General features: G+C 47.2%; 13 protein-coding genes. 10 read left to right on the top strand and 3 right to left on the bottom strand.

Going from position 1 to position 21201, the window contains the following annotated elements; all coding sequences use genetic code 11:
• Positions 1 to 72: 72 nt before the first annotated feature.
• Together AC5ZC7_RS25350 and AC5ZC7_RS25345 are read right to left on the bottom strand one after the other, a co-directional pair.
• Positions 73 to 1110 carry a FecR domain-containing protein gene (locus tag AC5ZC7_RS25350; protein ID WP_496158269.1) on the bottom strand — a complete coding sequence of 346 codons (1038 nt, stop codon included), beginning with the start codon at positions 1108 to 1110 and terminating at the stop codon, positions 73 to 75.
• Between the two features lie 83 nt (positions 1111 to 1193).
• Positions 1194 to 1709 (bottom strand): sigma-70 family RNA polymerase sigma factor, encoded by a 516-nt coding sequence (locus tag AC5ZC7_RS25345; protein ID WP_496158270.1) that lies wholly within the window; start codon positions 1707 to 1709, stop codon positions 1194 to 1196.
• 342 nt (positions 1710 to 2051) lie between these two features.
• Here AC5ZC7_RS25345 and AC5ZC7_RS25340 point away from each other — a divergent pair, with 342 nt between their 5' ends.
• The 10 genes from AC5ZC7_RS25340 to AC5ZC7_RS25295 all read left to right on the top strand — a co-directional run bounded on the left by AC5ZC7_RS25340 (position 2052) and on the right by AC5ZC7_RS25295 (position 19076).
• Entirely contained in the window at positions 2052 to 4403 is a 2352-nt protein-coding gene (locus AC5ZC7_RS25340) for a DUF2339 domain-containing protein (protein WP_496158271.1), read from the top strand.
• Positions 4366 to 5661: a hypothetical protein gene (locus AC5ZC7_RS25335; protein ID WP_496158272.1), complete on the top strand. Its 1296-nt coding sequence runs from the start codon at positions 4366 to 4368 to the stop codon at positions 5659 to 5661. Before AC5ZC7_RS25340 ends, AC5ZC7_RS25335 begins: the two co-directional genes overlap by 38 nt.
• Before the next feature lie 56 nt (positions 5662 to 5717).
• On the top strand, positions 5718 to 6314 hold the full coding sequence (locus AC5ZC7_RS25330; RefSeq protein ID WP_496158273.1) for a cyclic nucleotide-binding domain-containing protein: 597 nt from the start codon (positions 5718 to 5720) through the stop codon (positions 6312 to 6314).
• Between the two features lie 83 nt (positions 6315 to 6397).
• Positions 6398 to 7519, top strand: a complete 1122-nt coding sequence (locus tag AC5ZC7_RS25325) for an oxidoreductase (RefSeq protein WP_496158274.1) — start codon at positions 6398 to 6400, stop codon at positions 7517 to 7519.
• Between the two features lie 83 nt (positions 7520 to 7602).
• Positions 7603 to 8007, top strand: a complete 405-nt coding sequence (locus AC5ZC7_RS25320; protein WP_496158275.1) for a Rid family hydrolase — start codon at positions 7603 to 7605, stop codon at positions 8005 to 8007.
• 178 nt (positions 8008 to 8185) lie between these two features.
• Complete coding sequence (locus tag AC5ZC7_RS25315; protein WP_496158276.1) at positions 8186 to 8776, top strand: sigma-70 family RNA polymerase sigma factor; 591 nt, start codon at positions 8186 to 8188, stop codon at positions 8774 to 8776.
• Positions 8777 to 8865: 89 nt separating this feature from the next.
• Entirely contained in the window at positions 8866 to 10032 is a 1167-nt protein-coding gene (locus AC5ZC7_RS25310; protein ID WP_496158277.1) for a FecR domain-containing protein, read from the top strand.
• Between the two features lie 208 nt (positions 10033 to 10240).
• On the top strand, positions 10241 to 13513 hold the full coding sequence (locus AC5ZC7_RS25305; protein ID WP_496158278.1) for a SusC/RagA family TonB-linked outer membrane protein: 3273 nt from the start codon (positions 10241 to 10243) through the stop codon (positions 13511 to 13513).
• 20 nt (positions 13514 to 13533) lie between these two features.
• Positions 13534 to 14979 (top strand): RagB/SusD family nutrient uptake outer membrane protein, encoded by a 1446-nt coding sequence (locus tag AC5ZC7_RS25300; protein WP_496158279.1) that lies wholly within the window; start codon positions 13534 to 13536, stop codon positions 14977 to 14979.
• A gap of 32 nt (positions 14980 to 15011) precedes the next feature.
• On the top strand, positions 15012 to 19076 hold the full coding sequence (locus AC5ZC7_RS25295; protein WP_496158280.1) for a carbohydrate-binding protein: 4065 nt from the start codon (positions 15012 to 15014) through the stop codon (positions 19074 to 19076).
• An 86-nt stretch (positions 19077 to 19162) separates the two neighbouring features.
• On the opposite strand, the gene AC5ZC7_RS25290 is transcribed toward AC5ZC7_RS25295, so the two are convergent.
• Complete coding sequence (locus AC5ZC7_RS25290) at positions 19163 to 21118, bottom strand: glycoside hydrolase family 97 protein (RefSeq protein WP_511911277.1); 1956 nt, start codon at positions 21116 to 21118, stop codon at positions 19163 to 19165.
• Positions 21119 to 21201: the final 83 nt, after the last annotated feature.

Raw genomic sequence — 21201 nt, 5'->3', positions numbered from 1 at the left:
TTAGTGAATACGCATAGAATGCCCATACGCAGGCGTTTCCTGCATTGGTAATATTGGGTGACGATGATTAAATTATTTCGGTAAAGCTGTTTTTTTAATGATGAATGCGTTGTTTTGCTGATCTGTTTCGAGGCCATTCATTTTGCCGATGATATGTAATATCACTGGCAACGAATCGGTATCCAATACCGTTCCGGTAAAGGATATGCCATTGATTTCTTTTTTATTGTAAAGGATAGTGACTTTATATTTTGCTGATAGTTGATTGAATACTTTTTCTATCGGTTCATTATTGAACGATAATGTTGTTGGCGATAATTCCTCATGAGCAGTAGTTTTAATAAAAGAAGATATGGTAGTAGATGATTTTGAGTGATTGTACTGTAATTGTTCTCCGGGCACCAGGTAAACGGCGTTATCCCATCCCTTAGTGGTTCCTGGCAGGGGTTGAATCTTTACTTTACCATTGAACAGTTGAATGATAATGTCTTTCTTCCGCATATTGATGCTGAAAGCGGTACCCAATGCAGTGGTGGCCGTGTTGCCGGCATACACGGTAAAAGGTTTCGATTGATTTTTATGTACGGAAAAATACACCTGTCCGCTCATTTTTATTTCTCTTTTGTTGGCCGGAAAAGGCTGTTGGTAGCTTATCTGGCTGTTTCCTGATAGTATAGCAATGCTGCTATCCGGGAGGGTGATTTGTTTCTTTTGTGAACTGTGGTTTTCGTACACCGTGCATGTGTCGGCCACTTCGTTAGAAACGGCGGCTGTCACGGTTGGGGCTACCCGGCCAGCGGGTTGTCTTGACGCATTATAGTAAGTCGCCACTACCAGGCATAGCAGGGAAGCCGCCGCCACCAGTCCTGTTTTTTTTATAGAAAAAATGGATGATTTTTTCAGCGATAGCTGTTGCAATAATTGCTGGTACATTTTTTTGCTCTCTTCCGCCGACAATTTACCTTCGTCTGAAGCAGTGTGCCAGTCCTGCTCCAGGTAGCTGTTCAATATATCCGGATGGATCTTTAGCCACGCGGCAATTTCTTCTGCTTCCGCCGCTGTACATTCACCACTTAGAAATTGCTGAATCTTTTCTTTTGTTACTTGCATGAATAGCTACTAAAAAATAAATAGTTACTTATTGTTTACGTATAGGCGGTACAGTAACCCCTGCTCTTAACATTTAGTTAATATTAGAGGAACAGGCGTAATGTTTTAATGGTGCGCAAAGCCTTGGTGATATGGTCTTCCACTGTTTTTACGGCGATGCTTAGCTGGTGGGCAATTTCTTTGTTGGAGTACCCATGCACCAATTTTAGTTCAATTACTTTTTTTCTGACAGGGGGTAATTGGGCAATATAGGTGTGGATATAATTATTCTTTTCAAACGTTTGTACCGGTGTAGCAGCTTCGGGTTGGGCGAGTTCGAGGGTGTGTACGGAAATATGTGCCTGCCGGGCTTCCATGCGGATATGATCTACTAAAACAGAGTTAGCGGTGGTAAATACCTGGGTGTCGATGCTACAGGATTCCGTTAGCGAATGCCGGTATTGCCATATCTTAATAAAGGTGCATTGCGTCAGCTCCCTGGCGATGTCGTGGGGTTGTTTCCGTTTAAGGAAGTAATGAAATAACTTGATGTGAAAAAGGTCATATAGTTGTTTAAACGCTTTTTCGTTTCCATCTTTTATTAGTGAAATGTTGAGCATTTAAATATAAATATTGCAGCAGTTTTGTATGGATCAGGATCCTGCAAAGTGAATTATAAATGATTAATCAACAAGGTTATTTTAATGTTAAGCGGCGCAGTGGAGGTGTGTAATCTTGTCAAGCGGGATATTACGCAAACAGTTGCTTGGGAATCAATAAATTAACATATTCTCGATTTTAAATTTATATTTAACCGTTGTTTGGGCTATTATTCAACCATACTGTCATATCAATATATGTACGAAGCAATCGTTTTCTTGTTACTAGTGGCCATTTTCGTTGTTTTGTTAATTTTCAAAAATGAAACATCAGGCGCTATATTTATTTTAAAGAACCAGCTATTGGACCTGCAGAAGCGGCTCGAGGAATTGCAGTCGGCACGCAGGCCGGAGCCCTGGGCGGATAAGACTCCTGAAGCACCGGTGAGTGTATCGCCACCACCATTGCCACCACCACCGCCGGTAAGGCCACCAGATCCGGTGTTGCCACCGCCTATACCAGTAGAAATGTATCGGCCGCCGGTAGTAATACCGGAACCTGTAAGGGAACCTGAACCGGAAGAGGCACCATCGGTAGCTGCCGCGGAAGCTGATAGCTGGAGCGTAGCACCGGAAGTATTGGCGCATGCGGAAGCAGCACAACCAGCGCCGCCTACGCCACCGCAGCCCACTTTCTGGGAAAAGAATCCGGATATTGAAAAATTCATTGGAGAAAACCTGTTTAATAAGATAGGTATCGCTGTATTGGTACTGGGCATCGGATTTTTCCTGAAATATGCGATTGATAAGGATTGGATTAACGAGATAGGCCGTACGTTTATTGGTATCGTTTGTGGCGGATTGCTGATCGGGCTGTCTTATAAAATGCGTAAAACCTTTGCTGCATTCAGCTCTGTGTTGGTAGGCGGTGGAGTATCTGTACTTTATTTTACCATCACAATTGCCTTTCAGCAATATCATTTGATTAGTCAAACATTGGCTTTCATTCTCACCATTTTTATTACGGCCTTTACCGTGTTGCTGTCACTGAATTACAACCGGAAAGAGCTGGCAGTGATCGCCATTGTAGGCGGTTTCGCGGCGCCATTTATGGTGAGTACCGGTGAAAGTAATGAAGTAGTATTGTTTACCTATATCCTGATCCTGGATATCGGCATGTTGATCCTGGCTTACTTCAAGAAGTGGAATATTGTAAATATCATTTGTTACCTCGCTACGATCCTGCTGTTTGGCGGCTGGTTGTCTATTCACCTGAGTGAGGTACATCCTGCGAAGCCAACCCCTTATGCTACAGGATTGGTATATGCTACCCTGTACTACTTCGTATTCTTTGCCATGAACGTCATCAACAATGTGCGGAATAAGCGGAAGTTCGACTTCTTCGATATTGCCATATTGCTGAGCAATACTTTCCTGTATTATGCGGCAGGTATGCTGATCCTGCATCAGCTGAGCGGCGATACCTGGCAAGGTTTGTTTACAGCGCTGATGGCGGTATTCAACTTCGTATTTGCGTATACACTATACCGTAATAAGAGCGCCGACCGTACCCTGATATTTTTACTGATAGGACTGGTATTAAGTTTTGTGAGCCTCACGGCGCCTATACAATTGCATGGCAATTATATTACCCTGTTCTGGGCGGCGGAAACAGTGTTGTTATTATGGTTATGGCAGAAGTCAGGCATTGTGTTGATGAAGTATGTGTCTGTGCTGGTGCTGGCACTGATGATGATTAGCCTGATGCTCGACTGGACACAGTTATACGACGGTTCTAAGACGCTGTTTTTACCGTTTATTAATAAAGCCTTTATAACAGGCGCCGTATCCGTGGCCTCCTTATTTTTGCTGCACCGCTTGTGTAAAAATGAGGATCCGGAAAAGCCATTTATAATTGACTTGTCAGTATCCGTATTTCGCACAGGGCTGCTGATATTAGCGGTGCTGTTGACTTACGTGGTATTGTTGCTGGAAATTGTGTACCAGAGCAACCGTCATTGCGTTTTATTAACACCTGTATGGGCAGGGGTTTATAATTACCTGTTCTTAAGTGTGCTGTTATACCTGAGTCGCCGGAAATTCACGGAAGTTCGTTTGCCTTTACTGTTTTTGACATTGTGCGCAGTAGTGGCGTTCCCGTTATATTACAACCCGGCTATCATTGATGTAAGGATGGAGGTATTGGCAGGCAAGGCGCCGGTAGCTTATTTCTATGTTCATTATTTATTGATGGTATTGCTGGCAGGCGTTATTTACCAGGCCTGGAAAACGGTGGCTGATTTAAAACGGGAAGACTTTACCCTTATATTCCAGTGGATCAGTTCCGCCGCCATTCTCTATATTGTGAGTGCCAGCCTGGATCACCTGGTGGCTTTCAGTGGGCACGACGAAACCCTGTACAATACGCACCGGGTAGGGTATGCGATCCTGTGGGGTGCCTTTGCCTTTGTGCTGATTTACCTGGGTTTACGCTGGAAGTCAAAGACTGTACGGATCATTTCCATTTCATTGTTTGGTCTTACGTTGCTGAAGTTGTTCCTGTTTGACTTTGCAGGTTTGGGAGAAGGTGGAAAAATTGCTGCTTTCATTTCACTGGGAGTTATCCTGCTGATCATTTCGTTTATGTATCAGCGTTTAAAGAAAATATTATTTGCAGATGATCAACAAAAAGATGCTCCGGAAAATAACGCATAAATGGGGGATGCTCCTGTTGCTGTTGGCGGCAGGGGCTGTAAATGCGCAAAGCCCTTTGCCCCGCTATACCTGGCAGGCGGCGTTGCCACCGGTAACTGTCACCGGGTACTATCATATTGCGTTGACACCGGCTATAGCAGCCAGGATTAAAGGTAATTCCAACTTCAGGATATACCAGGCAGATAAGGAAGTACCTTATCTTTTGCAGGAACAGGTAGGAGGGAATACGGTTGCTGGTTTTGAGCCATTTGAGATCATTGATAATGTCAGCGTGCCCGGAAAACATTCTACCCTTGTGTTCCATAACGTTAATCATTATACGCTGGACCATTTTGAAATGGTGTTAAAAAATGCGCGGGTCATCAAAACCATGCGTATCAGTGGCAGTGATGACAAAAAGAATTGGTATGGCGTAACGGATGCTTTTGTGTTTGATCCTGCCAGCGCGGTGCCGGATGCTTCCGGCACCATTGTAGTAAAAACGATTGATATCCCCTCTTCCAAATACACCTGGTACCAGTTGGTGATCAATGACTCCACCAGCGCCCCGGTGTTTGTGGAGAAGATTGGCCGTTACAAGTCAGATAGCCGTGCTACGGAGTATACTGCCGTACCAGCGCCGGTACTCAGTACACCCAACGCCGCTAAGTATCCACGGGAAACGCACCTGGTGATGACCTTCGATCAGCCTTACCAGGTTAATAAATTATCTTTCAATATTACGGGCCCTTCTTTGTATCGCCGTCGCGCTTCATTAACGGCGGAGAGAGAGCCTGAGATAGTAGCGGGGAAGAAAGTGTTGCATATGCCCGTGTCCCAGGGTGATTTTGAGTTGTCGTCAGATAAGACAGCACAGGTGGTGTTGAGCAGTCCTGGTAACTTTAAGGTGCTTACACTGGTGGTGTATAACGATGACAATGCTCCTTTACAATTCAGTGGGGTGAATGCGTGGCAGCAAACTATCTGGCTAACGGCTAACCTGCAGCAGGGGGCGTCTTACGTTATTAAAGGCGGAGATGCTGCATTACCATTACCGGTATACGACCTGGCTTATTTCAAAGACAGCGTACCGGCCGGCATCCCCGTGATTCAGCCGGAAGCACCGGTGAATATTGCGGTGGCCACCACCGATCATAAAAGCGGCCCGCTAACCATATTCGGAAGCAAGTGGTGGATATGGGCCGCCCTGATTGCCATTGCGGTTTTCCTGGTATTTATTGCCTCAAAGATGCTGAAGGAAATGCAGGGGAAGCAGTAACCGGTTGCCCGGGAAAATAATGCTGATTAGCTATCTTTGCCCGCAAAAACGTAGCGATGTCTGATACTTCCAGTTATTATAAGATGATCCTCGATCATTTGACTACCCGGATCACCTTAACGGAAGCCGAGAAGCAACGTTTTTGCGAGGCTGTAACCCTGCGGCGTTTGCTGCCAAAACAATACTTATTGCAGCAGGGCGACGTTTGCAGACATGAAAGCTATGTATGTAAAGGCTTTCTCCGTTCCTTTTATGTAGATGACCAGGGAGATGAACATACCCTGCATTTTGCTATGGAAGACTGGTGGATAACGGACCTGCGAAGCCTTATCCAACAGGAAGCTGCCACCCGTAATATTGTCGCCATGGAACCGGTTACCGTATTACAGATAGAAAAGCATACGAGAGAAACGTTATTAAAAGAAATCCCTGCACTGGAGCGTTTTTGGCGTATACTCAATGAAAATGCCTGCGCAGCACAGGATGAGCGTATCCTCGACAACATCGCCATCACCGGCGCCGAACGTTATGCCCGGTTGTTAAAAAAATACCCCACCATTGATCAGCGGATGCCACTGAAACATATTGCCTCCTACCTGGGCATTACGCCCGTTTTCCTCAGCCAGATCAGGAAGAAGAACCTGAAAAATTAAACTAGTTTAAGTCTATTTGTTATAGTAGTTATACGTGCAGCCGTTATGGCCGCCATACTTTTGTGTTCATAATCATTAAGCATATGAACACAAATAATCACCCAATATTCCAACCGTTACAATGGCCGGAACGCCCGCTGAAAAACAGGCTGGTGGTAGCGCCAATGTCGCGGGTAAGCGCTACCCCTGATGGGTTGGCTACCGCTGAAATGGCTGCTTATTACACCAATTTTGCAAAAGGTGGTTTCAGTATGATCATCACCGAAGGCAATTATACCGATGAGATAGCGAGTAAAGGTTACCGTCATCAACCCGGTCTCCTTTCACCCGCGCATGCAGCGGCCTGGCAACCAGTTGTGGAACAGGTGAAAGCACAGGGAGCACTGATCATTGCACAATTGATGCATGCCGGCGCGTTATCGCAATATTCAGAGGAAACGTTGGCTCCTTCTGCGGTACAACCCGTAGGCGTAAAAATGGTACAATATGGTGGCACCGGCGCCTATCCTTTTCCACAAGCCATGAGCCAGGAAGATATCACAGTTGTAAAAGAAGGATTTGTAAACGCCGCTCAAACCGCGCTGCAGGCAGGTTTTGATGGGGTAGAATTACATGCTGCCAACGGCTACCTCCTCGATCAATTCCTGACTCCTGAATTAAATACACGGGAGGATCAATACGGGGGCAGTACCAGCAATCGTTTCCGCATTATTGCGGAAATCATGAAAGCCATCAGGGCGGTGGTGCCTGTACATTTCCTGGTGGGTATCCGCCTGTCTGAAGGAAAAGTGAATGACCTCAAATATCGCTGGAAGGAAGGTGCCGGCATGGCTGTAGAAATTTTGGAAGAAGCCCGCGATACTGCACCCGACTTTATCCACATTGCCGTTCAAAGCGGGGAGTGGGAACGCGACAGCTTTTACAGCGATGGTACCAATTATGCAGCGCTGGCAAAACAAATTACCGGTACTGTCATCATCGCTAACGGTGGCATGCATCAGTTAACAAGAGCTGCCCGGGTTATTGAAGAAGCACATGCCGACCTGCTGGCCATCGGAAAAGCCGCCCTGGCGGATCCAGCATGGCCGCTGCATGTACAAAACGGTACCTCACCGCTGGACTTCCATCCTGATATGCTTTGGCCGGAAGCTACCATCCGGCATACCAATAAAATTATTCATTCAAAACAGCTCATCAGTTTATGAAAACACGCTTATTAATACTAGCCAGCTTTTACAGCATACACGCTTTCGCACAAACCAATCATCATCAATTAAAAAATAATAAAATGAAAATCTCACAGATAAAAATTACGCCGGATCCATACCAACCATTCCATTTAGCCCAGGGCCATCGCGTAGGGGATCTTTTGTTCATCTCCGGCCAAACCGCTATTGATGATAACGGGCAATTAGTAGGGATTGGCGACTTTGACAAACAAGCAGCCAAAGCTTTTGAGAACCTTGAAAAAGTATTGAAAGCCGGTGGTTCCAGTTTCAAAAATGTGGTGAAGGTGACCATTCTGTTAAAGGATATGGGCAACTTTAATAAGATCGTTGCGTTGAGAGCTAAGTATTTTAAAGCGCCCTATCCGGCAGATACCATCCTGGAAGTGTCTTCCCTTTATTCTCCTGATGCACTGATAGAGATAGAAGCAGTGGCAGTGGCAGATGAAGCGGCACAATGGCAATAATAAATTAGTGGTAAGTATAAATGGCCGCTTCCTACGGGGAGTGGCCATTTTATTTTATCAGGCACATCAGGAAGCAAGGAATGCATGCTGTCGCCGGATGTGGGTACTGGAAACTATAATTTATTTTTCCTACTTTAGTCAGGTGTTGATATAAAACATTCCACAGGCCTACCAACGCATGCATGACCACCTATACAGTGATAGAGAATTATTTCAGTTGATTGCTGAAGGCGATGAGGCAGCCTTCAAACAACTGTTTTATACCTACGGTCCACAGTTCCAGCCTTTGGTGATCCACCTGACGAAAGTGCCTGCGGTAACGGAAGATATTATCCAGGAAACTTTTTTACGGGTGTGGATGAGTCGTGATAAATTGCCGGAAATTGAAAATCCGAGGTCCTGGTTGTTGCGTATCCTGTTTCATCAATCTTTCTCTTACCTGCGCCGTCAGGCCGTACATCAAAAGGCGATGCACCTGCTGGCAGCAGATGCTGAAATGCAATTCACCACGGAGGAGGCGGTTGCTTTTACAGCTACACTGCGCCTGATTAATGAAGCGGTGTTGGCTTTGCCGCCGCAGGCCAAACGTATTTATTTGCTGAGCCGGGAAAAAGGAAAGAAGATCCCGGAAATAGCCGCCGAACTTTCACTTTCTCCCAGTACGGTTAAAAATTCTCTCGTCAGATCGTTGCATGCCATCCGGAAACACCTGGAGGCGGCAGGATATATATTGCCTTTCTGGCTGCTGTGGCTGTTTTATGGGCAGTGAAATTTTTTTTCAAATCACTAGGTCCTAGATGTTCCATTGCGCGTCTGTTATACCAGGAATGACCACGTTAAACTGAAAAACGATACCAATTGACTATCCACGAACGCCTGGCGTATCTCGTTCGCCAGGTTGAAAAACAAACTGCTACTCCAGAGGAGTTGCAGGAGTTGTGCGATCTGCTGCAGGAAGACAATACCGGCGCCCTTGCTGCCCGTGTTGAACAGCTGCTGGCCGTACCTGTAACTCCTGTAAATGATACCATCAACTGGGAATTGCTGGCCAATAATATCCTGCAGGCCGACCGTCCCAGGGTGGTGCGCATGTGGCCATGGGCTCGTATTGCCGCTGCAGCAGTACTGGTACTGCTGGGCATCAGCAGTTATTTCTTCTTCCAACACCCGGCTGTTACTCCCTCAAAGGTAGTGGCCGCAAAAGCTTCCGCAGATATGCTGCCGGGCGGCAACAAGGCAACGCTTACATTGGGCGATGGAAAAGTGATATCACTGGATAGCGCTGCCAATGGAACGCTCGCACAACAGGCAGGTACTGCTATCATCAAATCAGCCGACGGACAATTGTTGTATCGCGCTTCCGCTCATAACACTGCCAGCACCGCTGCACTCTTCAATAAAATATCCACACCAAGAGGGGGCCAGTACCAGCTTACCTTACCGGACAGTACAAAGGTTTGGCTGAATGCCGCCAGTAGCCTGCGCTATCCGGCCGCCTTCACCGGGAACAACCGCACGGTACAGTTAACCGGAGAAGCTTATTTTGAAGTTGCCCAAAATGCCGCCCTGCCGTTTATTGTGCAGGTGGAAGCAATGCAGGTACAGGTATTAGGTACACATTTTAATATCATGGCCTATAACGACGAAGCACAAATCAAAACCACTTTGCTGGAAGGCGCCGTGAAAGTAAATAGCGGCCATAACAATCAACAACTGTCACCCGGAGAGGGAGCACATCTTTATCGCAGCACCGGTATGCTGAAAGTAGTAAAAGAGGCAGATGCAGCAGAAGCCATCGCCTGGAAAAATGGATTTATCCAACTGGAAGGAAATGACCTCCCCGCAGTGATGCGGCAAATAGCCCGCTGGTACAATGTGGAGGTGATATACACCAAAGACGTACCTGCACACTTCCGGGGAATTATTCCGAGGAATGTACCTGTCTCACAAGTATTAAAAATGATGGAACTAACCGGGGAAATACATTTTGATATACGCGAACACCAAATTATCGTATCACCATAAAAACAACCAAAGACTAAAAAACCGGAAGTGGTTCGAAGCACTCCCGGCAAATATGGGTCTATAAACCATAATCGTTTCAGCAATTATTTTTCATTTACCCAAACCATACAAATGTATGTATTTAAGGCTTTTTTTCCAAGGCAGGGCTCCCCGTGCGATGTGGCGTGCTATGCATTTTTCACGATTGTCAGTAAAAATTTTCCGGATCATGAAATTGACAGTGCTTTTAATGACGTTAGCCCTCATGCAGGGATATGCGACAGGATATGCACAAACGGTATCCATTTCAGCAGACCATGTTTCGCTTGAAAAAATTTTCCGCGAAATCAGGAAGCAAACGGGGTATGCGTTTCTCTGTACCAGCGAACAAATGGAGCAGGCACAGGACGTGACCCTGCAGGTGAAAAACGTGTCCCTGAAAACAGCCCTGGATCTTTGTTTCGAGAACCAGGCCCTTACTTACGTGATCGCGGATAAAACGATCATCGTGAAGCGAAAGGCCGTCACCACCGCCCCGCCACAGATAACCAGTTTTATCGTGAAAGGAAAAGTACTCAGCGACAAAGGCGAGCCACTTTCTGGCGTCACCATCCAGGTGAAAGGCACGGCCAAAGGAGTGATGACCAATGAACAGGGCATCTATGAAATAACAGTACCGGATAAAAATGCGGTATTACTGATTTCCTATATTGGGTTCGACCGGCAGGAGATAGGCGTAAATGGACGGCCGCAGATTGTGATTACCTTACAGGCCGCCGCTTCGAAGATGACGGAACTGGTAGTGATTGGATATGGCGAACAAAAGAAAGGATCGCTGACCAGCGCCATTTCTTCCATCTCCGCCAAAGATTTTGCTGAACAGCCGGTGAACAGGCTGGACCAGGTATTGCAGGGAAGGGTATCTGGTGTACAGGTAACCAATGCCGCAGGCGCTCCCGGTGGAAGTGTACGTATCCGTATCCGCGGCGCAAATTCTATCAATGGAGATAACAGTCCGTTGTATGTAGTAGATGGTTTTGTAGGCGCAGAATTATTTGCCATCAACCCGGACGATATTGAATCTATACAGGTGCTCAAAGATGCCGCTGCTACGGCTATTTTCGGCAGCAGGGGATCTAATGGTGTTATCATTGTTACCACTAAAAAAGGCATCAAAGGCGGATTGAAAGTGAATTTCTCCACCCGCCTGTCTTCTTCTGAAGTAATAAAAAAACTGGACCTGCTGGATGCCGCCACTTTTGCGCAAACAGCCAATGCACATGCCGCGGCTATTGGTACCACTGCACCTTTCACAGAAGCGCAGATAAAAGACTACGCAGGAAAAGGCGGGACCAACTGGCAGGATGAAATATTCCGCCGTGCTTTTGCGCAGGAATATATGCTTAGTCTTTCCGGCGGAAATGATAAAACCGGTTACTTTATTTCCGGTAATTACCTGAACCAGGATGGGATCATTAAAAATTCTTCTTTCAAAAGGTATACGATCCGCTCTAACATTAACTCTAAGCTGACTGATAAAATTTCAGCCATACTCAATATCACCGGCTCTTATAGCGACGGGCTGAATATAGATATTCCTGCGGATGGCCCGCATAGCCCGCTGGCACAGGCTATTACCTGGTCGCCTACTGTACCGGTGCGGAAAGCAGACGGTACTTATACCGCCAGTGATCCTATTGGGTCTGTATTTTTTAACCCGGTAGCACTAACCACCGAGCAACTGGCCGAACGGGAACGCATGCTGGCCAATGTAATTGGCGGGTTTAAATTTGATGATATCATTGTACCCGGCTTATCGCTGAATTTACAGTTCGGCGCTAATTACCTGAGTTACGACGATAAAAGTTTTACCGGGAAAGTGGTGAATTCCGGTACGGCTACTGCCGGTATCAGGTCTAACAAAGAAATGCGGTTGCAGAATACCAATACCCTGAACTACAAGAAATTATTTGGTAAACATAGCCTGGATATCACTGGGGTAGCGGAATACCAGCAATCCACCTATAACTATGTATCGGCAGGTGCTTCCAACCTGACCTATGAAAGCTTTCAATGGAATAACCTGTCGCAGGGAACTGCCAGCAACCCGGGTTCCGGTTATTCTAAATGGAGCATCTTCTCTTTGGTAGGCCGCGTGAACTATGCCTACAGCGGGAAATACCTTATTTCCAGTGCATTGCGCAGAGATGGTTCTTCTAAGTTTGTAGATAAGAATAAGTTTAGTTACTTCCCATCTACGGCAGTGGGATGGGTGATTTCTGAAGAATCTTTCATGAAAAGCCAGCGCTTGTTCAGCAACCTGAAATTGCGTGGCAGCTGGGGATTAACAGGCAGTGAAGGAGTGGGGCCTTACAGCACTTTTTCTGCTTACTCCAACAGAATTGCTTCCTTCACCAACAGTACTTTTTTAAACGGTATTGTGCTGGGTAATATCGGTAACCCAGACCTGAAGTGGGAAACCACGGAACAGCAGAACGTAGGCCTGGATATGGGTTTTTTAAATGACCGCGTCACCGTGAGTGCCGATTATTTTGTGAAGAATACCCGTGATCTTTTACTGAATGAAACCCTGCCTATTTACCTGGGCGGCAATACCATTACCCGCAACGTAGGTACGGTGCAGAATAAAGGCTGGGAAGTGTCTGTGGAAGCGGCGGTGGTAGACAAGGGGCCTTTGAAATGGAATACCAACCTGAATGTTTCCTTTGTAAAAAATAGGGTGGTGTCTATTGGCGCCAAAACCATCCTGTTTGATCCCAATACCCGTAAGATCGGTTCCGGTATGTCGCCGCAATCTGAATTTGTGGTGATGCCGGGGCAGTCGTTGAGCGCCATTTGGGGCCTTACTTATCTTGGAACGTGGAAACCTTCAGAAGCAACAGAAGCTGCCAAATTTGGCGCTAAACCAGGCGATTCCAGGTACCTGGATCTTAAAGCAGATGGGGTGATTGATGCCAGTGATTACGGCGTAATCGGTAGTGGTATTCCCAAAACGTCCGCAGGATGGAATAACACAGTGACGTATAGAAATTTCACCCTGAATGTATTCCTGCAAGGGATGTTTGGCTTTGACCGGCTGAACTACAACAACGCGGCTACCATGTACTATGGCGGCGATGCACGGGAAGCTACGCTGCATCAAATTGTAAACCGCTACATTCCGGGTGTTAATGAAACCTCCAATATTCCTGCTTTCAGCACTACCAACCGGAACTTCACACAATCTACCCGCTTCCTGGAAAAAGGAGATTTTGTGCGGTTGAAAAATATTAGCCTGTCCTACGAATTCCCTAAAACAATGATCAGGAATATTGCCGCCATCAAAGTATTTATTGGCGCTACCAACTTATTGACCATTACCAATTACAGCGGTATAGATCCGGAGGCAAATTCTTCCGCAGGCGATTTCCGGCAGGGCATTGACTATGGTGCTTATCCTAATGCAAAAACAATTACGGGCGGCTTCTCGCTTAGTTTTTAATTATTCTCAAACGGTTCCACATGAAAAAGATATATTCACTCGCATTCATCATCATATTAGCAGGTTGCAGCAAATCGCTGGAAGAAAGTCCCCGGGGACTGATTGTGGGCAATGCTGGTCTTAGCAGTCAGGCCGGGCTGGAAGCCGCCCTCACCGGTGCGTATGGTAGCCTGATGGTTCCCTGGGAAAGTGGTTTTACCACCGTGTCGCAAATAGCGATGTGTATGGGCGCAGATGATCTCACTACGCATCCGGGTTCCAATAAAGAAGAATTCCGGGAGTTTGACCGGTTCAATGTTTCTTCGCTCAACAGCCGCATGACGCCCATCTGGCGCGGTTGTTACAAAACTATACAATCTACCACCAACATCATCAATAACTACAACGCCGTAACGGATGGCACGGAAGCCACTGTTCACGCCATTGTAGGGGAAGCTTACTTTTTGCGGGCGCTTTGCTACTATTGGTTAACAAGATATTGGGGAGAAATACCAGTGATCCCTTCAGAGAAATATACCCCCGACCTGTTGACTCTAAAGAAAAGCACCCCAGCAGTAGTTTATAAACTGATTGAAGACGATTTGCAGAAAGCAGAAGACTGGGTGCCCAATAACAAACGTGATCCGGGCAGGCCTAACAAAGGTTCCGTGAAAGCGTTGTTGGCAGAAGTATACCTGACGGAAGGCGGATGGCCGTTGAAAGATGTTTCCAAATATGCATTGGCCGCGGCTAAAGCCAAAGAGGTGATCGATAATAAAGCCACCTATAAATTTGACCTTTACCAGGATGATTACCTGAAAATATTTGCCGGAGGTACTTCGGAAGATGTATTCACCTTGTTCACACGTGGGCAGTGGTCTACTTACAATTCTTTCTATGGCTTGTCTACCATGCCTGAAAATGAAGGCGGCTGGTCCGACTTCTTCCCGGAAATTAACTTCTTTAATAACTTCCCGGCGGGCCGTCGTAAAGACGCTACCTTCTCCACGGAGTTTGTTGTAAAAGGGCAAACCATTCCCTGGCAGCAGGTAACTACTAAGCATCCTTACTATAAAAAGTTCACCATCCAGAGCGGACAAAAAGATACTTACATGTCTAACAACCCGGTAATCATGTTGCGGTATGCACAGGTATTACTTACCTATGCAGAAGCACAGGCGCGGGCTACAGGAACACCTGGTACAGAAGCTTATGCGGCCGTTGATGCGGTGCGGTTACGCGCAGGCCTTACCCCACTGCCGGCCAATTTATCGGGTGCTGATTTTGCAGACGCTGTAGTGAATGAAAGGGCCTGGGAACTGGCCGGTGAATGGAGCCGTTGGTTTGACCTGGTACGGTTAGAGAAAGTAGAGGCGGCCAATGCCAACAAAAACCCGGACGATTTGCCAGTAAATGGTCCTATTACAAAACAAAAATATTGGATGCCTGTTCCGGGTGCAGATGCAGTGATGAATCCAAATCTGTAATGCTTTTTATTCCACGATAAAAAATACCCGTTATGAAAAAAATGTTACTGCTCTTTTGGTGCAGCATATTGCTGTGCCAGACCCTTCATGCCCAGTACCTGTTGCTGGACGACATGGAGGGACATGGTCCCTGTTCCGGCCGATGGTCGTATTATGCCGGCGCAGGGGCCACCGGATCGGTGCTTTTTCATGTTGCCAATCCAGCGCCATCTTCCGTAAATGCCAGTCCTTACGTGGCAAAATTTACGAAGGATACCACCTGTTTTGAGTACATGAGCGCCAGCTGTCCGCTTAATACACCTTTCGATTTGTCTGCCAACAGTACTTTCAAAATGTTGGTGTACAGCAATGTGAAAGAAGAAGTGATGTTTAAACTGCAACCCGGTACCGACTACACGAAAGCAGTTTTTTTAACCTACAAAATCAAGAATGTTAACCAGTGGGAAGAAGCCACCTTTAACTTCCAGAGTGTAAAGAACCGCACAGACCTGAACAATATCGCCGTACAATTTATCGATGGTAAAAAAGCCAACGGTATCTTGTATTTCGACCTGGTACAGGCGCCTAATCCTATTGGTATCACGTTAACGAATACACGGATACTGATGGGACAGGAAAACGGGGCTGTCATTCCCGCAAAGCTCAATGGAGCTGCCTTTAAGGCGCAGCTGACCAAACAGTCCTGGACAGCCACCAATCTTCCTCCCGGCGTACGGATAGATAGTATTCAACGAATCAATGATACCCTGGCGAATATTGTACTGGGTGGAAATTCGCCGGCTAACTATTCTAAAAGGACCTTGCAACTAATGGTGGCAGGCACTGAATTAGACACCGCTAACATAGCCTCGTATACGGCAAAAGGTAATGCGGTGTTTGATGGAAATCCTGCCTGGACGCTCGTATACAACGACGAATTTAATACCGATGGATTGCCGGATCGCAGCAAATGGACCGTAGATCCACGCCCCAAAGGATGGATCAATGGAGAACAACAGGTATATACGGATACCACACACGACAACATCCGCGTGCGCAATGGCAACCTTGTCATCACCGGCAAAAAAGATTATCCCAACGGCAACACTACTGAACCCTGGTCTTCCGGCAGATTGATTTCCCAGGGTAAAATGGATATCCTGTATGGAAAAGTGGAAGTGCGCGCCAAACTACCCAAAGCCAAAGGATCGTGGCCGGCCATCTGGCTGATGCCTACCAGCAGCGCTTATGGTGCATGGCCTGCCAGTGGGGAACTGGACATCATGGAAGAAGTAGGGAATAACCTGGGGACGGTGTTGTCTACGGTACATACGCAAAATAGTAACTGGACAAACGGTGGTCATCTTACCGGCTCACGTCTTATACCGGATGTAAATACAGCCTATCACGTGTATGCCATGGAGTGGTCTGCTGATTCGCTGATCTTCAGTTATGACAGCAGTCGCGTATACGCATACGCTAATCCACAAACCGATTGGAAAGACTGGCCTTTCGATCAGAAATTTCATGTCATCCTGAACCTCGCTATAGGCGGTGGTATGGGCGGAAACATTACCGATTCCAACTGGCCCGACAGTATGAATGTAGACTATGTAAGAATTTATCAAAAAGGCCTGGGAACGCCTATGCTGGACACAATCCTCGTGTCGCCGGGCAACCAGGTGTTGCTGCCGGGCAAAGTGGTTCAATACACCGCCACTGCCAACGATCAGAATGGGCGGCCTATTGCCATCAACCCGGTATGGAGTATTACCGGCGCCGGCAACACGATCACTGCCAGTGGTAAGGCCACTTTTCAATCGTCCGGTACTATAACGGCAAGGGCTACGGTAGATACCATCACCCGCTCTACCACTACCTATGCCAATATCCGCCCTACCAATTATAAGCCGGTACCGGCAAGGATAGAGGCAGAAGCCTTTGATAACAGTAATACCTGTTGCACAGAACCGGTGTCCGATACCAGCGGAAATGTGAACATCAGCTATATCGGCAAAGGCACCTGGATGGAATACGATATTAATGTGCCGGATAGCGGGCTATATCGTATACAGTTCCGGGTGGCGGTGAGCACCTCGTCCAACCTGTCTGTCCAACTGGATACTACTACCCTCATCACCATGAGTATGCCCGTATCTGGTGGCTGGCAAAACTGGTATACCATTACCTCGCCGGCCTTTACATTAAAGCAGGGAACACAAACTATCCGCATCCTGGCTAACAGCTCAGGATGGAATTTTAACTGGCTGAAAATTATACCAGCCCAGTCGGTAGCACTGAATAGTATTAAAGTGGCTCCGGATTCGGTGTCAGTGCTGGCATTGACTACGCAGCAATATACTGCCACCGGGTTTGACCAGGATGGTCTTAAAATGGCGATTGCACCAGATTGGACGGTGAATAACAGCCATACTATGATCAGTCAAACCGGCCTGTTTACTGCGGCGGATACCACTGGCTACTTCACTGTTCAGGCAAAAGACAATGGCGTTACCGGTACCGCTACCGTAAAAATATTGCCGCTACCTGTATTAACGCGGATCAGGATTACACCAGATACCGTGACGATCCCTGTTGGGTCTACTTACACCTTTACTGCTAAAGGCTATGACCAGGTGGATAGCATAATGCCATTACCAACATCCAACGTGTGGGCGGTAAGTGGTGCGGGTAATAGTATCCAGGCAAATGGGGTACTCACTGCGGGTAATACCACGGGCACTTACCGGATCACTTTAACAGCGGGTAGTATCATTGATACGGCTACTGTAACACTCGCTTATGGCTGTACGGTCAACGGGAAGTATGAAGCAGAGTCGGCATCGTCACTGTCGGCCGGCCCTGTGCTGGAAACCTGCACCGATGTAGGTGGCGGGCAGAATTATAAAAATTTGTATGCCGGTCATTGGTTTGCTTACAACACCCTGAATGTGCCGGTTGCCCGCAGGTATAATATCAGTTTGCGGGTATTGTCTACCGCAGCGGCGCAAGTGTCTATAGGGCACGGCGGCCAAAGCTTCGGTACTATTAATATTCCATCTACCGGCGGCGTATGGAAAACGATCAAAGATACCATCACATTACCGGCGTTGTCTTATACCGGTATACATGTGGTGTCCGGTACGTTTAAATTCAATTGGTTCAGTATCGACGACTGTGTGGCTCCACCGCCAGCCAGGATAGCCATTTCACCGGCTGAGGTAACACTGCCGGTGGGTAATGCGCAACAGTTTACCGCTACCGGATACGATGCTGCTAACAATGTAATAGACATGCCTGCACCTACCTGGACTATCACCGGCGCAGGTAATAATATTAGCAATACCGGATTATTCACGGCGGATAGCACGCCGGGCACTTTCAGTGTAACCGCTACCGTGAGTGGGGTGAGCCAGTCAGCCAGCATACGCATTGCAGCATATAATTGTGCGGTGAATAACCGGTATGAAGCAGAAAGTGCTTCGTCTTATATTACAGGCCCTGTGAAAGAAGCCTGCACTGACGTGGGCGGCGGACAGAATTTTACTAACCTGAAGCTGAGCGATTGGTTTGCTTATAGTTACCTGGTAGTACCAACAGCGGGCAAATATACTGTGCGTTTGCGGGTGTTGACCACAGCGGAAGCACAAGCAGGCGTTGGCAATGGAGGAGTATTGTATGGGGTGATTAATATCCCGAATACCGGGGGCACCTGGCAAACGATCAGTGACACCATTACGTTACCTGCATTGACTTACACCGGTATTAACGTGAGAGCCGGCACCTTTAAATTCAACTGGTTTAACATTGATAACTGTACACCGGTACAGCCATTACAAGGTATGTCGTCGTCCGTAATGGCGCCACTTAAAACTATTACGCTGACTAAAACACGGGTCTATCCTAATCCCTTTACCGAACAACTCACCATCGCATTCCAGGAAGCTTATGAAAAAGCTACATTGGTAGATGCAGCAGGCATAGTAGTGCTCCAGTGGAAAATTGCGCCCGGAACACACCGGATCAATGAAAGCCTGGGACGCCTGAAGAATGGGATGTATTTATTGACTTTGGAAGGAAGAGGAAAGTCGGAAGTGATACGGGTCATTAAACTTTAAATAAAAAGCGGGTGCCTTTTGGAGTGCACCCGCTTTTTTATTCCGGAAATTTGCAGGTAGTCCCGGGGGGCTGCCGTTTGCTAAAATTATTTTTTCACGATGCGTGCTGCCCAGCCGCCGCCGATGTTCATCACCACCGGTACTTTCGAATGCCGGTCTACAGTAATTTCTTCCATCTTATAGTCCTGCGCATTTCTATCTGCATTGATGCCATCTTTCCAGACATGCATCGTGTAATTGCCTTCCGGCAGGAAGCTGCAATCCAGTGTTAACGTACGTGCGGAGAAGTTAGTCATACCGCCCACGTACCAGTCGCCATTAGTGGCTTTGCGGGTAGTGAGAATGTAATTTCCTACGCTGGCTTGTTGCACAATGGTGGTATCCCATACCGTAGGAACCGCCTGTAGGAACTGCATGCATTCCGCTTCTTTGTAGTAGTGCGTAGGGTTATCTGCCAGCATTTGCAGCGGGCTTTCATATACTACATACATGGCCAACTGGTGGCAACGGGTGCCCATGCTCATGGGATTGGTCCAATGTGGTGCCCAGTCGTCTTTTTGCGCATTCAGCATAGCTCCTGGCGTATAGTCTGCCGGTCCGGCCGCCATACGGATAAAAGGAAAAGTTACGTTGTGTTCGGGAGAAATGGATTTGCTGTCGTCACCTTTGCTTTGTTCCAGCCCGTATACCCCTTCAAAGGAAATCACGTTGGGATAGGTGCGTTGTAAGCCGGCAGGCTTGTGCGCGCCGTGGAAGTCTACCAGCATTTTGCGTACAGCAGCGGCTTTGGCTACTCTTTCGTAGAAGTTGACCATCTGTTGATCATCACGCTGCATAAAATCCACTTTGATACCTTTCACGTTCCATTTGGCGAAGAGGTTGAGGGAGGCTTCCAGCTCCTGGTCGAGTGCCAGCCAGTTCGCCCACAGGATAATACCTACTTTTTTGGCCGCCGCATAACGGGATAATTCTTCCATATCAATCTCCGGTACTACTTTCAGAAGGCTCCTGGTATCACTCCAGCCTTCGTCCAGTATTACGTATTCGAGACCATATCTGGCGGCAAAGTCAATGTAATATTTGTAGGTGGCGGTGTTAACGCCGGCACGAAAATCTACCTGGTATACGTTGTTATTATTCCACCAGTCCCAGATCGCTTTACCTGGCTTTACCCAACTGTAGTCGCCGGTGGAGGGTTCGGCCAGCTGATAGGGGAGTTCATTTACCAGCAGGTCTTTATCTTCCGGAGCGATCATTACAATACGCCATGGAAGCTGTGCTGCACCTTCTTTCTTTGCAATGAAGTTTTCGCGGGTTTCCACGTGTTCGTCACGGTCCGAGGTAGCCACTTTCTTTATCGGGTAGTTCGGGAATACGGCATGTACAGTATTACTGCCATCTCCTTTGAGCCACATGCCGGCATGGTTGAGCAAGGCCGTTTCAGTAACAAGAAGTTTAATGCCGTCTACACTGAACAAAGCGGGTAAGCTGGCCAGGCTTTGTGCTCCTTTGAGCTGATCTATTGCCAGGTGTTGATAACGACGTTCATTGTGAGAGAAGAAGCCATCTTCTACGGGATACCATGTGCTGTCTTTAGGTTGCAGGGCAAAGTTGGCAGCTTCGTTGATCACCTGCCAGGCGCCTTTGGTGTTCACCAGCCAGCGCCAGGCAATACCATTGTCGTAAGCACGCCATTGCAGTGTAAAGCGGTTTTTAAAGTTGATCTGTAACTGGTCGTAATGATCTTCGATGAGGGCGTATTTCTGTTTCACTACCGGATGCAGCCATTGTGATACGGTACTGGTTTTGGTATTGGCTACCTTCCAGGGGCCATCCGGCGCAATGGAAGTTGACAGCCCAATGGTGGCTGGTTGTAACAGCACTTTCCCATTGTACGATAATGCATATCGTATGCTATCTTTAACGGATATACGTAATTCCGTTTTTCCATCCGGCGAATGTAATGTGTATTCCTGTGCCACCGCAGCTATGCTGCCGGTGGAGGCTATCCACGCAAGCAGCCATCCTTTTAAATTCATCATCCCTTATTTAAAGTGTATAATATGTGATCTTTGGCATCATCAGGTATGTCGGCACCAACGACATCCGGAGAAAGAGGGATGAA

This window comes from Chitinophaga sp. 9-1-y (genome assembly GCF_059511905.2).
The sequence above is the reverse complement of the archived record's forward strand: the minus strand, read 5'-3'. Positions and strand labels throughout refer to the sequence as shown.

Excerpts from the sequence above, each read along its gene's own strand:
- AC5ZC7_RS25345 (WP_496158270.1), bottom strand. The coding sequence starts at position 1,709 with ATGCTCAACATTTCACTAATAAAAGATGGAAACGAAAAAGCGTTTAAA.
- AC5ZC7_RS25325 (WP_496158274.1), top strand. The coding sequence starts at position 6,398 with ATGAACACAAATAATCACCCAATATTCCAACCGTTACAATGGCCGGAA.
- AC5ZC7_RS25290 (WP_511911277.1), bottom strand. The coding sequence starts at position 21,118 with ATGATGAATTTAAAAGGATGGCTGCTTGCGTGGATAGCCTCCACCGGC.
- AC5ZC7_RS25300 (WP_496158279.1), top strand. The coding sequence starts at position 13,534 with ATGAAAAAGATATATTCACTCGCATTCATCATCATATTAGCAGGTTGC.
- AC5ZC7_RS25315 (WP_496158276.1), top strand. The coding sequence starts at position 8,186 with ATGCATGACCACCTATACAGTGATAGAGAATTATTTCAGTTGATTGCT.
- AC5ZC7_RS25335 (WP_496158272.1), top strand. The coding sequence starts at position 4,366 with ATGATCAACAAAAAGATGCTCCGGAAAATAACGCATAAATGGGGGATG.
- AC5ZC7_RS25295 (WP_496158280.1), top strand. The coding sequence starts at position 15,012 with ATGAAAAAAATGTTACTGCTCTTTTGGTGCAGCATATTGCTGTGCCAG.
- AC5ZC7_RS25320 (WP_496158275.1), top strand. The coding sequence starts at position 7,603 with ATGAAAATCTCACAGATAAAAATTACGCCGGATCCATACCAACCATTC.
- AC5ZC7_RS25305 (WP_496158278.1), top strand. The coding sequence starts at position 10,241 with ATGAAATTGACAGTGCTTTTAATGACGTTAGCCCTCATGCAGGGATAT.
- AC5ZC7_RS25350 (WP_496158269.1), bottom strand. The coding sequence starts at position 1,110 with ATGCAAGTAACAAAAGAAAAGATTCAGCAATTTCTAAGTGGTGAATGT.
- AC5ZC7_RS25330 (WP_496158273.1), top strand. The coding sequence starts at position 5,718 with ATGTCTGATACTTCCAGTTATTATAAGATGATCCTCGATCATTTGACT.